12 protein-coding genes are annotated in these 13,146 nt (G+C 34.8%); 10 read left to right on the top strand and 2 right to left on the bottom strand.

The window, feature by feature from the left end:
* The first annotated feature begins 4 nt into the window (after positions 1 to 4).
* Together JHC30_02235 and JHC30_02230 are read left to right on the top strand one after the other, a co-directional pair.
* A complete protein-coding gene (locus JHC30_02235) occupies positions 5 to 952 on the top strand; it encodes a hypothetical protein (GenBank protein MCI4462974.1) in 948 nt (315 codons plus the stop codon).
* A complete protein-coding gene (locus JHC30_02230; GenBank protein ID MCI4462973.1) occupies positions 953 to 1,378 on the top strand; it encodes a hypothetical protein in 426 nt (141 codons plus the stop codon).
* Here the strand turns inward: JHC30_02230 and mtnA are convergent.
* Positions 1,364 to 2,401 (bottom strand): S-methyl-5-thioribose-1-phosphate isomerase, encoded by a 1,038-nt coding sequence (mtnA, locus tag JHC30_02225; protein MCI4462972.1) that lies wholly within the window; start codon positions 2,399 to 2,401, stop codon positions 1,364 to 1,366. The two genes, JHC30_02230 and mtnA, sit on opposite strands and share 15 nt — an antisense overlap.
* Before the next feature lie 3 nt (positions 2,402 to 2,404).
* Positions 2,405 to 2,584, bottom strand: a complete 180-nt coding sequence (locus JHC30_02220; protein ID MCI4462971.1) for a 50S ribosomal protein L28 — start codon at positions 2,582 to 2,584, stop codon at positions 2,405 to 2,407.
* A 149-nt stretch (positions 2,585 to 2,733) separates the two neighbouring features.
* Here JHC30_02220 and JHC30_02215 point away from each other — a divergent pair, with 149 nt between their 5' ends.
* From JHC30_02215 to JHC30_02180, 8 genes are read left to right on the top strand one after another with little or no spacing between them, the layout of a single operon-like run.
* Entirely contained in the window at positions 2,734 to 3,069 is a 336-nt protein-coding gene (locus JHC30_02215; protein ID MCI4462970.1) for an Asp23/Gls24 family envelope stress response protein, read from the top strand.
* Positions 3,069 to 4,679 (top strand): DAK2 domain-containing protein, encoded by a 1,611-nt coding sequence (locus tag JHC30_02210; GenBank protein MCI4462969.1) that lies wholly within the window; start codon positions 3,069 to 3,071, stop codon positions 4,677 to 4,679. Before JHC30_02215 ends, JHC30_02210 begins: the two co-directional genes overlap by 1 nt.
* Before the next feature lie 10 nt (positions 4,680 to 4,689).
* A complete protein-coding gene (locus tag JHC30_02205; GenBank protein ID MCI4462968.1) occupies positions 4,690 to 5,481 on the top strand; it encodes a purine-nucleoside phosphorylase in 792 nt (263 codons plus the stop codon).
* Complete coding sequence (locus tag JHC30_02200) at positions 5,482 to 6,810, top strand: pyrimidine-nucleoside phosphorylase (protein ID MCI4462967.1); 1,329 nt, start codon at positions 5,482 to 5,484, stop codon at positions 6,808 to 6,810.
* The gene (locus JHC30_02195; protein ID MCI4462966.1) at positions 6,811 to 9,414 is read left to right on the top strand and encodes a CBS domain-containing protein; all 2,604 of its coding nucleotides are present in this window, start codon (positions 6,811 to 6,813) and stop codon (positions 9,412 to 9,414) included.
* Positions 9,405 to 10,325, top strand: coding sequence for a MoxR family ATPase (locus tag JHC30_02190; protein MCI4462965.1), 921 nt, complete (start codon positions 9,405 to 9,407; stop codon positions 10,323 to 10,325). Before JHC30_02195 ends, JHC30_02190 begins: the two co-directional genes overlap by 10 nt.
* Positions 10,288 to 11,238, top strand: coding sequence for a DUF58 domain-containing protein (locus tag JHC30_02185; GenBank protein ID MCI4462964.1), 951 nt, complete (start codon positions 10,288 to 10,290; stop codon positions 11,236 to 11,238). The genes JHC30_02190 and JHC30_02185 overlap by 38 nt, the downstream gene beginning before the upstream one ends.
* The gene (locus tag JHC30_02180; GenBank protein MCI4462963.1) at positions 11,216 to 13,066 is read left to right on the top strand and encodes a DUF3488 domain-containing protein; all 1,851 of its coding nucleotides are present in this window, start codon (positions 11,216 to 11,218) and stop codon (positions 13,064 to 13,066) included. Before JHC30_02185 ends, JHC30_02180 begins: the two co-directional genes overlap by 23 nt.
* The last annotated feature ends 80 nt before the right edge of the window (positions 13,067 to 13,146 follow it).

Raw genomic sequence — 13,146 nt, 5'->3', positions numbered from 1 at the left:
TTTTATGATTTACGACCTACCTAACACAAAAATAGAATTTAGAGAAGAGGAATACAAAGCGAATAAGGACTACCAAATCATTAAAATCACTTCTCCGAGTTTAATTAAATCAGGATACAAAGAAAACGATATTAACATTGGATATCTATTCCTTCCGTCGAAAAGTAACTTCGACAGGGTTGTTATATTATTGCATGGAATGGGGAAAAGAAATGTAAAACACCTCGAATATTTTGGCGTTAGATTCGCAAAAGTTGGAATACCGCTTTTAATGCCTATATTGCCCTTCCACTATGAAAGAAGGGTTAAAGGGATAAAAGACGGAGAAAAATTTTTAACAGACGACATTGAAGAGTCCATAAGGGATTATAGACAGGCAATTTTAGATATAAGGGCACTTATGAACCATCTTGAGAAAAATGGATTTGGTGAAAAGGGCTTTACTTTGATGGGTTTTAGCTTTGGGGGAATAATAGGAACAATTTTAATGGGAGTAGACAAAAGGATTAGAAATGGAATGCTTGTAGTAACCGGCGGCAATCACGAGTACATTGTTTGGAAAAGCCTTGCAACAAGGCTAATAAGAAAGAAGTACGAAACCGAGACAACTTACGAAAGTTACGGCTGCACATACGAAAAGTGTAAAGAAATACATAAAGATTTTCCAGATATCCTCAGGTTAATTAAGAATACTGAAGATATTGAAAAAATTGAGTTTAAAAAGAGGTGCTTCCTTTTTGACCCTCTTACTTTTGCGCCTCTTATAAGGGGAAGAAAAGTAGTTCTTTTCCGTGCAATTTTTGATGAGATTTTTCCAAAGGAGTCAACCATTGCACTTAGAGATGCAATAGGCACTGCAAAGTTGGTAAATCTTATAAGCGACCATTATTTGATAATACTGTATAGGAGGTTATTATTCAACTTTGCTTATAATTTGGTGATGGAGGATTAAATGAAAATTTATGGTCTTCTTGATACTAATGAATTAAGAATATCTGATAAGAAAGAAGTAAGCTTTGAAAACTACAGAATTTTTTCTTACAGGGTTTCAGAATTAGGGGCAGACGGTATTGTCGTAAGAGGATCCAAATCCGAGGAAGAAACAAAGTTTTTTGAAAATCTTAAACGCGAGTTAGACATCCCATTATTTGAAGTTGAAAATTTTAAAGATGTTTTAAGTTTAGATGAATTTCTTAAAGGAAAAAGGGGCAGTACTTTAATTATAGAAGATTCGAAAATTTTAGAGCATTTTGATGGAAGAAAAGAGTTCATACCGATTTATACAGCACTTATTGCATATAAAGCAAAAAAAGAGGGCTTTGAAACCCTCATCGCAAAAGATGTTGAAGCAGTAAAAACATCTTTAAGACTCGAATAGTTTCTTTATAGATTTCTTAAACGGCGGGAAGATGACTCCCTTATCCGTAATAATTGCAGTTATTAGTTCGTGTGGCGTTACATCAAAAGAAAAGTTATAAACCTCAACACCCTCAGGTGCAATTCTTTTACCCATACAATGCGTAACTTCATCGGGACTTCTTTCTTCAATGGGGATTTCTTTTCCGCTAACTATTGAAGGGTCAATTGTTGAAATAGGTGCTGCAACATAAAAAGGAATCTTATGATAGTATGCAAGAACTGCAAGCATATATGTCCCTACTTTATTTGCCGTGTCGCCATTTGAAGCAATTCTATCAGCACCTGTAACAATTCCAGAAACAAGCCCTTTTTGCATAAGGAATGCGGCCATATTATCAGTTATAAGTTTAAAAGGTATATTTGCTTCCTTTAATTCAAATGCAGTAAGCCTTGCTCCTTGAAGATAAGGGCGTGTTTCAAGAGCAATAACTTTAATATCTTTGTACTTTTCAAATGATCTCTTAATAACGGCAAAGGCAGTCCCGTATTTTACTGTTGCAAGTTCACCAGTATTACAAATTGTCATTATTGTATCGCCTTCTGAAAAAAGTTCCGACCCAAATTCACCAATTCTGAAATTTCTTTCAGCATCTTCCTGTTCAATGAGTTTCGCTTCTTTTAGAACAATTTCCTTAAGTTCCTCAACACTCTTGTCCTTGTTTTCGAGAATTTTATCAAGAACTCTTTTAGTCGCCCACGCAAGGTTAACTGCCGTTGGTCTTGCACTATCAAGATAAGATTTCAACTGTTTTGCTTTTTCAATAAAGGCATTGCTATCCCCCGAAAAATCTCTTAAACCAAGGTACATACCGTACGCGGCAGCAACACCAATTGCAGGTGCGCCTCTTATTTTCATCTTATTTATCGCTTCCCACACATCGGTCTCGTTTGTGCACTCAACATCAATAATATCAAAGGGGAGATACCTTTGGTCTAAGATGTGGAGAACTTTTCCGTCAAAGTAAAGGGAGCGAACTTCCATTGATTATATCTTGTACTTATTAAGGCAATCAGAGCACACTCTTAATACTTTTATTTCTCCGTTTATCATCACTTTTGCCTTATGTAGATTAGGCAAGAATCTTCTCTTTGTTTTTCTGTTAGAGTGACTAACCCTATTTCCAGTAATAGGGCCCTTACCACATATTTCGCATTTCTGTGCCATATCTTACCTCCAAAAAGTAAAATTATTTTTCAAAAATACCTATATATTTTATAGATTTTGATAATATTTGCAAGTAGGTAGGCGCTTTTCCAAAAATTTTAAAAAATTATCAAATATGCTATAATTTATAAAACATTTGGAGGTAAAAAATGGCTAAGATAATAATAAGCGAAAATGCAATTAAAAAGATTGCAGCATACGCAACTATAGAGTGCTATGGTGTTGTTGGTCTTGCACCTAAAACTTTCTATGACCAGATACTAAAAGTACTAAAAATTGAAGAATATGAATCCGGCGTTGATGTTGATATACTGGATAACAACAGCGTAAAAATAACTCTTTATGTAGTTGTCCAGGGTGGCACGAATGTTTTAGAAATCGCAAATACAATAATTTCCCAGGTTAGTTATAAAGTTAAACAACTTACACATATTAAAGATGTAGATGTCGATGTAGTAATAAAAGGAATTAAAGGAGAAGAATGATGGAATATCTTGAACTTAAAGACCTCGATACATTCTTTAGAGGGGCTTTACAATATCTTGGAGAGAAAAGAGAGGAAGTAAATAAACTAAATGTCTTCCCGGTTCCTGACGGTGACACTGGAACAAATATGTATTTAACTTTAAAGACAGCAATAGAAAATGTCGATAAGAAAAATCCCAAAAATATAAGAGATTTTGGCAAAGCACTCTGCGAAGGCGCTCTAATCGGCGGTAGAGGTAATTCCGGTGTAATCGTATCACAGATTCTAAAAGGTTTTTTTGAGCCAATAGACAATGTTGATAAGATTGATGGTGTTCTTTTATCACGTGCACTTCAAAATGCAACAAAGGTTGCATACCAGGCAGTAATAAAACCAGTTGAAGGAACAATCCTTACAATTATAAGAACAATGGCTCAGGCATCAATCGAATATTCAAATAAGAGCGATTTACTTTCTCTACTTTCTTACATTATAGACGAAGGTAAAAGAACGCTAAAAAGAACACCAGAAATGCTACCTGTATTGAAAGAGGCAGGGGTTATAGACTCCGGTGGTCAGGGATTAATTTACATTTTTGAAGGCGGATACAAGGCATTAAAAGGTGAACTCACGAAGGCAAAAGAAGTGGAGGAATTAATAACCGAAGCTCATATGGAAGGCGAGTCTCTTGAATACAAGTTTGATACGGTTCTTTTGTGCTATTTTGGAGATTACCCAAGGGACTTAATAAGAAAAGACCTCGAGCAATTTGGTGATAGCATTGTAGTTGCAGATGCAGAGGATTTAACAAAGATTCATATACACTCAAATGAACCCTACAAGGTCATTGCATATGCTCTTGATAAGGGAGAGATTAAAGAAGCTCATATCGAAAACATGCAAATTCAAACAGATGCATTCACAAAGAAAGAACAAGAGGCACCTAAAAAAGTTGAAAGCAGGTTTGAATTTTCCATCGTATCAATAGCACAAGGAGATGGATTCAAGAAACTATTTGAAAGCCTCGGTGTTGAGAAGGTTGTTGAAGGTGGTCAGACAATGAACCCTTCAATTCAGGATATACTCAACGCAGTTAATGAATGCTCAAAGAACACTGTCTTTATATTACCAAATAACCCAAATGTAATCCTCGCCGCACAAGAAGCAAAGAAATTATCACAGGACAAAAGAGTTGAAATAATACCGACCAAGAACCCTGCACAGGCAGTCCCGGTTATACTTTCGTTCAACTCTGAAAGTACAATAGAGGAAAACCTTGAAGAAGCAAAATCGGTATTAGAAAGAATTCATGTTGTAGAAATAACATACTCTGTAAGAGATACAAGTTTTAACGGTATTAAGATAAAGGAAAACGATGTTATCGGGTTCTTTGACGATAATCTTATTGCAACAGGAGAAACCCCAGAAGAAACTTTCATTAAACTGCTACAGGAAGTAAAAGATAAGATTAGCAATGCGGAATTTGTTTCAATCTATTATGGAAAGGATACTAATGAGAGCAATGCAAGGGAGTTATTGACAAAATTGCAGAACGACTTTCCAAATTTGGAGTTCGACCTTGTTTATGGCGGACAACCTTTTTATTATTACTTAGCATCTATTGAATAGGGAGGAAAAAATGGAAGAATTAAACAAATTTTTTGAGCCTTTTAAATCAAAGTACGCACCAGATTTTGCGATAATAACAGGAACCGGTCTTGGAAGTATGCTTGAAAAAGCAGAAATTTATGAAAGAATTCCCTACAAAGAAATACCAAACTTTCCTGTTTCAACAGTTTTAGGACACGCTTCAGAACTTGTATTCGGAAAATTAGGGAAACATAATGTGATATTTTTTAACGGTAGGTTCCACTACTACGAAGGCTATTCAATGAAAGAAGTAACGATGACTGTGAGAGCATCTAATGCTCTTTCAATAAAAAATCTAATCGTTTCGAATGCGTCTGGTGCTGTTAATCCAACACTAAAAGCAGGAGATCTAATGCTTATAAGAGACCATGTAAACTTTATATTTGCAGATAACCCGTTAAGAGGAGAAAAAGGAAACGAAAAGTTTGTTAATATGACAAATGTTTATGATGAAGACTACAGAAGAATTATCAAGTCTATTGCTTACAAACATAATATCCCAATAAAAGAAGGAGTTTACTGTGCAGTGATGGGACCAAGTTTTGAAACAATAGCAGAACTATTGCTTATGGAAAGACTTGGAATTGATGCAGTCGGAATGTCAACGGTCCCAGAGGTAATACTTGCAAGATACTACGGAATGAAGGTTGTTGGACTTTCATGCATAACTGATAACGCCTTTGCAGAAGGAGAAGTTCAGCACGAGAAAGTTGTTCAAATTGCAAAGGAATGCGGTGAGAAAATCTCCCTTGTTTTGAGTGAGTTTCTTGAGGAGGTTTAAATGAGTATCGTAGAAATTATAGAAAAGAAAAAATACGGAAAACCTCTCCAGGATTCGGAAATAAAAGAAATTGTAATGGGCTATGTCGAAGGGACAGTGCCAGATTACCAAATGGCTGCATTCCTTATGGCAGTGTGGTTTAGAGGAATGTCTGATAGAGAACTTTCAACATTAACTGATGTAATGATTCATAGTGGAAAAACTATAGATCTTTCAAGAATTAACGGCATAAAAGTTGACAAACATAGTTCTGGTGGAGTAGCAGATACAGTGACAATACCCCTTGTACCAATTGTTGCATCTTTGGGTGTACCTGTTGCCAAGATGTCTGGAAGAGGATTGGGACATACGGGTGGAACTATTGACAAACTTGAGTCAATCCCAGGATTCAGGGTTGAAATACCAATTGAAGAGTTCATTGCCATTGTAAACAGAGTTGGCGGTGCAATTATTTCGCAAAGTTCTGAACTTGTTCCTGCGGATAAAAAAATCTACGCTCTTAGAGATGTAACAGGAACTGTAGATAGCATTCCTCTTATTGCCTCAAGTATAATGAGCAAAAAAATCGCATCTGGAACTGATGCTATAGTACTTGATGTAAAAGTCGGGAATGGGGCATTTATGGAAAATCTTGAGGATGCATTGAAACTTGCAGAAGCAATGGTAAGAATTGGAAACTCTCTTGGAAGAGAAACAGTTGCTTATATAACAGATATGAACGAGCCCCTTGGTGATGCAATTGGAAATTCGATTGAAGTTGAGGAAGCAATCAATATTTTAAAAGGAAAGGGAAGTAAAAGACTTTTTGAAGTAATTGAAACTCTTGGAAGCGAAATGTTACGGCTCGGGGGACGTGTTTCTGATATAGAATCTGGCAAAAAGCTCATAAGAGAAGCTATTGAAAGCGGAAAAGCGCTTTTGAAACTTGCCGAGATAATCGAAGCACAGGGCGGAAACAAGGATGTAATTAACAACTATTCGCTTCTTCCACAGGCGAAATTTAGAAAACCTTTAATAGCTCAAAAATCAGGCTATATATCAAAAATCGATACAAAAGGCATTGGAAGACTTGCACAATTTTTAGGTGCAGGAAGAGAAAAGAAAGAGGACACTATTGATTTATCTTGCGGTATTATATTTCCAATGAAAATCGGTGACAAAATCGAAACTGGGCAAGAAATCGGAACAATTCTTGCAAACAATGAGGCTAAATTAGAAGAAGCAATTAAAAGATTTAACATGCTTTTTGAAGTGGAGGAAACACCCGTAGAGACGCCACCTTTAATCTACTATAGGGTTTCAAGAGAAGGGGTGCATAAACTCTTCTAAATGAGCAATAACACAGTAATTTTAACTCACGCAGGAGCGGACTTTGACGCTATAGCATCTGTATTTGCTTGCTCAAAACTTTATCCAGGCTCAGTTGTCATTCACCCAGGCTCAACCGACATAAATGCACAAAAGATAATTTCTCTATTCTCACCAATTCTTAACTTCAAAAAGATGAGAGATCTTCCAAAAGATTTTTTTGAGAATATTTCAAGGATAGTTATTGTTGATACAAGACTTAAAAATAGAATAGGAAATGGCGTAGAACTATTGGAGAAAAAGAATGCACAAATTGTAGTTATAGATCATCACCCAGGAGAGACAGACATAGAAAACGCAATTGTTGTAGGTAAAAATGTCGGTGCAAACACAACAATTCTTGTTAATCTATTAAGGCTTAAGAAAGTCCGCCTTACTCCAATAGAAGCAACAATTCTCGCTCTTGGCATTTATGAAGACACAGGCTCATTATCGTTTGCTTCTGTTACAAGCGAGGACTTTAAAGCTCTTGAGTTTCTGTTCTCATTTGGTGTTGATATGAAACTTGTCCATAGATTTACATCCCCATTCCTTCAGGAAGAACAAGTTGGACTGTTGAAAACACTTCTTGAAAAATTAAAGGAATACAACGTGAACGGCAACAAAATTGGCATTACCTACGCAGAAATTGAAAAATATGTCCCAGGGGTTTCTATACTTGCACACAAAATCCTTGAAATGGTTGATCTCGATGTAATATTCGTTCTCGTTAAAATAGGGAATACAGTTCATATAATTGGAAGAAGCGTAGGTGAATCGTTCAACTTAAGTGAAGTTGCAGAATCTTTGAACGGTGGCGGGCATCCCACTGCAATTTCTGCAACAATGGATGGAGAATCTATCGAAAGTGTTTCAAAGAAAATACTTGAAATTGTTAATTCCTCAAACTTTTATTCTCTTAAGGCAAAAGACATAATGAGTTCTCCTGTAAAAACTATCCCATCAAGTACGACTGTTAAAGAAGCTTTTGAAATTATGGTTAAGATGGGTTTTTCCGGACTTCCAATTGAGGAAAACGGAAAAGTCATAGGGATTATAGAAAAAAAGAATATTGAAAAAGCGTTTCTCTTTGGTAAAAAGAATAGTTCAGTAAAACAATTCTATTCGCCAAGGATCGTTACTGTTGAAGCATTCGCAAACCTAAGAGAAATTGAAGATAAAATGGTAAATGAAGATGTGGGAAGAGTCCTTGTAGAACATAACGGGAAAATAGTTGGGATAATCTCCCGAAGCGACTTACTTAAGGCATACAAATTCGAAGACATGATGAGAGAAATTCCAAGATCTATCACAAAAACACATATTCCCGACAGAAAATACATTGCAAAAGTTATTGCAAATGCAACAAGCAAAGAAACATTTAAACTGTTAAAAGAATTTGGAAAAATTGGAAGTAGTCTTAATCTTGAAATATACCTTGTAGGCGGCGCAATAAGAGATGCACTACTTGGAAAGAAAATTGTAGACTTCGACTTTGTAACAACGGAGGCAATCGCACTGGGAAACGAATTAAGAAAAAGATTTGACGGAATTATTGATATATTTGAAGAAACAGAGACAGTACATTTCGTATATAACAATATGAATTTTGATTTTGTTACAGCAAGAAGAGAATATTATGTTGAGAATTCACTTGTTCCGATTGTGGAAAAAGCAACATTAAAAGAGGACCTTGCAAGAAGGGATTTTACAATAAACGCAATGGCGGTAGACCTTAGAGAAAAAACCTTTGGAACACTTTACGATTACTTCAATGGATACGAAGACTTGTTAAAGGGAATTATACGAGTGCTTAAACCATTTTCCTTTATAGAGGACCCCTCGAGAATTTTTAGAGCAATAAAATATACGGTCGAACTTGGTTTTAAGCTTTCAAAAGAGACAGAAGCGCTTCTCAAAAAGGCAGTCGAAATTGGAGCACTTTTCTCAAGTAGATCGCAAAGAGTTCAAGAGGAACTGAAGGAACTTCTAACAAAAAACGAAATAGATACGGTTCTGCAACTTTTCGGGAATTATGGAATTACAAAAGAGTTATTTAGGATTAACAATATCCCAAAAGCAACTGTGAACGCAATCAAGTCTTTTTACAAACACGAGTTTGACACGACAAAGAGGCTAAAAGCAATTCTTTTTCTTATATTCCTTCCGAAAGGAAAAATTAACGAAGAGGAAATCAATCGTATTTTTGGCATTAAGAAGAACGATATTCTAAAAATGAATGAGGCTATATCTATTTTAAAAGGCTTGAATAAGGCAATCAAAACTGAAGACAAAGCAAACCTTGTTGTAAGACTTAATAGAATCGAGCAAATTTATATTGAGGCGTATTACTTTAAAGCAAAAGGAATAGCTAAGAAATTCCTGAAAGAGTATTTAAGAAGCCTGAGATTCATAAGAAACGAACTTAAAGGTGAGGACCTTAAGAAACTTGGCTTAAAGGAAGGACCACAATACAGAAAGATTTTTGATACATTAACTTCCTTGAGAATAAAAGGAGAAATCAAAGACAAAAATGACGAAATAAAATATCTTTTAGCGCATAAGGGAGAGTTTGAATGGAATTAGATAAAAGAATTAAAAAGGTTGTAGATAATGTAGAGAAAGTTATTTTCGGTAAAAGGGAAACAATACTTCTTTCACTAACCCCACTAATAGCCGAAGGGCACCTCATTTATGTAGATATACCTGGTGTTGGAAAAACAACACTTGCAGAATCGATAGCAAGATCTATTGATGTTTTAACTTCGAGAATTCAATTCACAGCGGATCTACTTCCAACTGATATTACGGGTGTAACGGTTTATAACAAGGAAACAAATACTTTTGAGTTTAGAAAAGGACCAATATTTGCAAATATAGTAATTGGCGATGAAATAAACAGGGCTCCCCCAAAGACCCAATCTGCACTTCTTGAAGGTATGAGCGAAAGAACAGTTTCAGTTGACAACAAAAGGTATGAACTTCCAAATCCCTTTATGGTTATCGCAACGGAAAACCCGGTTGAATTTGCTGGCACCTATCCACTCCCTGAAAGTGAACTTGATAGGTTTATGATATCTCTTGAAGTAGGATACCCAGAAAGCAGTTACGAACTTGAGATACTCCAAAAGGGAAAGAAGCTTGAAGCAAAAGATTTAAATCCTGTGCTTACCATTAACGAACTCAAGGAAATAATAGAGGAAGCAAAAAATGTGTTAATAGAAGAGAGCGTTCTAAATTACCTCTATGAAATTGTTAAAAAGACAAGAACCTCAAAATACATAAGGCTTGGATTAAGCACAAGAGGCGCAATAGATTTTGTTAAGGCGGTAAAAGCTTTTGCAAAAATAAGCGGAAGAAATTTTGTAATACCAGAGGATGTTAAAAAACTTGCAAAGCCCGTTCTTAAACACAGGTTAATTTTCAAGGAATACGAAGAAAAACTTAAGGATGAAATTATTGAAACCATCATTTACGAGACGCAAGTTCCCATATAGTAAGATATCAATAACCAAGCAAGGCATCCTTTATATTCTTATTCTTGTTATTATTGGCTTTGCTTCATTTAATTCTGGGAACAATATGATATACCTTATCTTTGCTATATCCCTTTCTATATTTGGAGCATCTTCATATCTTGCGGTAAAGAATCTCAATGGTATTGATGTAAAAGTCGATATGCCAAAAGAAATATATACAAAAAAGGATACATTTTTTATGGTTGCAGTATCAAGTTTAGATAAAACAAAAAAATTTCTCCTTGATATAGAACTCTTAGGACACAAGATTCATTTTGATGCAGTAAAAGAAGAAGAGAAAAAGAGTATAAGACTAAACTTTAAAAAAAGAGGTCGATACGAAATCAAAAATGTAAAAGTTTCATCAAGTTATCCTTTTGGATTTTTCATTCGCACTAAAGAAAAGACATTTAACGAAAAATTCTATGTCTTTCCTGAAGTGGTGGAAATAAGAATTAAAAACAGAGCATTAAGCGGCGTTAACGCTTCAAAGGAAAGTAATGATGGAGATTTTTATTCAATAGATAAGTATAAGGATGGTTTAGATGCAAGAAGGATTTCGTGGAAAATTTCTGCAAAGTTGGGAGACCTTCACATAATTAATGTTGCTAACGCATCAGAGGGAAATTTAGTGGTGGTATTCAATAACTCGTCTACGCTATATTCTTCTCAAAACTTTGAAGTTGCTATCAAAAAAATCGCTTCTCTTGTTTACAAGTTTTATCATGAAGGTGTTAAATTCGAGTTCATGAGCCCCAAACTGAACATAGAGTGCATTAATTATGAAAATTACCTCAAGATTATGAAGTGTTTGGCGGAAGTAAAATTAGAAAACATAGAACCAATCAAAGTGGAAAAAGGGATAACAGATGAAGATATCGAATTTGCCTAAGTTAAATGGATTGAACTTATTTTTTGTTCTTTTTTCTTTAACATCAATAGGCTTTGTTGCGCTTATAAATCCAGCATTTTTATCTCTTATGCTTTTACCAATTCTTGCAATTATTTTAAAAGAGACAAAAGTCGCAAATAGTTTTAAAAAGGGATTCGAAGTTTTCCCTCTCTTCGTGTTTTTATTACTCCTTGCGCTTAGAGTAGACCTTTTTATACTTATTTCAGCTCTACTTATTTCTTCTATGAGCGCAAAATTTGTGGTTTCAAAAGAGCCTTCTGACTATTTTGAAATCTTTATCGTAGGTTTAATGCTTTCTCTTCTTTCTTCAATAGGAACAATTTCGTTTTTATTCGGAATAAACGCAATGCTCTTTCTTATTTCTTCTTTCTTCTTCCTTGTTGAGACTCAGTTTAAAGAAAAATTGGCTTTAGGCAAAACAATCCCGCACAAAAAAGACATTTCGATATTTATTACTATATCTTTTATGTTAACACTTGTTCTCTTTTATTCGCTCCCTCGTTTTACTCTTGGAGTAGTCCATGGCAATCCAATCACTGCAAGGGCAACAACGAACTTTTCGACGGATGTCTCGATTGATGCAAATCCAGTGAGCCTGGATTACACAATTGTAATGAGGGTGGAAAAAGAAAAAGGGAATACTCCTTTATACATCTCTGGATTAAGGTACTCAACATTCTTAAATGGCAAGTGGTACAAAAGTGAGCAGAAAGAAAAAATTTATCCAGATATTTTAGGTAACTTTCTCGATAATAGTGGAAAAAAGGCAACAATATACCTTGAGCCAAACAACACAGATGTGATTTTTAAAGTGGATTATTCAACCGGTTTATTTGGCAACTTTAGATACATTTACAGAGATAATCTCGATAACCTTTATTTTGATGCTCCATTTTTCAAAACTATTAAATACGATACATTTTTCGAAAACTCTCCTTCTAAAACATTTTTAAATCACAATGATCTTTTAAAATTTCTTGACCTAAGAGGAATTAATCCAGAAATTGTAAATTTAGGAAAAGAAATAACAAAAGGAAAAACATCCCCAAACGATAAAATAAATGCTATCTTAAACTACCTCAGAAATAATAACGAATATTCTCTTACGCCAACTTCAGAGAATATTGACGATTTTATACTTAATCATAAGAGTGGATATTGTGAACATTTTGCAACAGCCTTTGTAATCCTTGCAAGGACTTCAAATATTCCTTCACGCCTTGTATCTGGTTTTGTTACAACCGAGTGGAACAATAACTTGAAATACTATATCGTAAGAGCAAAAGATGCGCATACCTGGGCAGAAGTTTATATTAATGACACCTGGGTAAGGGTTGACCCGACTCCTCCTAGCGAAGTAAATACAAGCAAATTTAGTTTGTTTGTTGATACCATAAGGATGTTCTGGTATAGAAACTTTGTAACATATAGTAGCGAGAGCCAGACACAGTTATTTGAAAAATTCTCGCAAGGCTTTACAAATTTTGGAAACGCTGCATTTAACTTCTTCAAAGCACTTCAAAGGAATAATATTTATGTTCTCCTTATTTGTATTTTATTAATTGGTATTTTTATTTTCAAAAACATGGAAACTAAAAGTGTAGATTACCTTGCAAGAAAAATCGTTAGCCTCATTGGCAATGATAAAAATGAAAATGAAACGATTTTAGAGTTTGCAAGAAGAAAAAGCAAAGAAAGCACATTAAAGGAAATTATTGAATTATATTACGAATATAGATACGCAAAAAAATACGAGTTGAGAAGCGAGATTTATCAAAGGATCAAAAAACTTAGTAGTCAAAAATAATTCTTGACAAGTTATACCTCTTGAATTATAATTCAAAGGGAAGGTGATACGATGAAAAAAACTATAATTATTTTGGCAGT

The sequence above is a fragment of the Caldisericum sp. genome (assembly GCA_022759145.1).
Taxonomy (GTDB): Bacteria; Caldisericota; Caldisericia; order Caldisericales; family Caldisericaceae; genus Caldisericum.
The sequence above is the reverse complement of the archived record's forward strand: the minus strand, read 5'-3'. Positions and strand labels throughout refer to the sequence as shown.

Bases quoted from the DNA above. Each gene is read 5' to 3' on its own strand.
- JHC30_02235 (MCI4462974.1), top strand. From the start codon at position 5: ATGATTTACGACCTACCTAACACAAAAATAGAATTTAGAGAAGAGGAA.
- JHC30_02230 (MCI4462973.1), top strand. From the start codon at position 953: ATGAAAATTTATGGTCTTCTTGATACTAATGAATTAAGAATATCTGAT.
- mtnA (MCI4462972.1), bottom strand. From the start codon at position 2,401: ATGGAAGTTCGCTCCCTTTACTTTGACGGAAAAGTTCTCCACATCTTA.
- JHC30_02220 (MCI4462971.1), bottom strand. From the start codon at position 2,584: ATGGCACAGAAATGCGAAATATGTGGTAAGGGCCCTATTACTGGAAAT.
- JHC30_02215 (MCI4462970.1), top strand. From the start codon at position 2,734: ATGGCTAAGATAATAATAAGCGAAAATGCAATTAAAAAGATTGCAGCA.
- JHC30_02210 (MCI4462969.1), top strand. From the start codon at position 3,069: ATGGAATATCTTGAACTTAAAGACCTCGATACATTCTTTAGAGGGGCT.
- JHC30_02205 (MCI4462968.1), top strand. From the start codon at position 4,690: ATGGAAGAATTAAACAAATTTTTTGAGCCTTTTAAATCAAAGTACGCA.
- JHC30_02200 (MCI4462967.1), top strand. From the start codon at position 5,482: ATGAGTATCGTAGAAATTATAGAAAAGAAAAAATACGGAAAACCTCTC.
- JHC30_02195 (MCI4462966.1), top strand. From the start codon at position 6,811: ATGAGCAATAACACAGTAATTTTAACTCACGCAGGAGCGGACTTTGAC.
- JHC30_02190 (MCI4462965.1), top strand. From the start codon at position 9,405: ATGGAATTAGATAAAAGAATTAAAAAGGTTGTAGATAATGTAGAGAAA.
- JHC30_02180 (MCI4462963.1), top strand. From the start codon at position 11,216: ATGAAGATATCGAATTTGCCTAAGTTAAATGGATTGAACTTATTTTTT.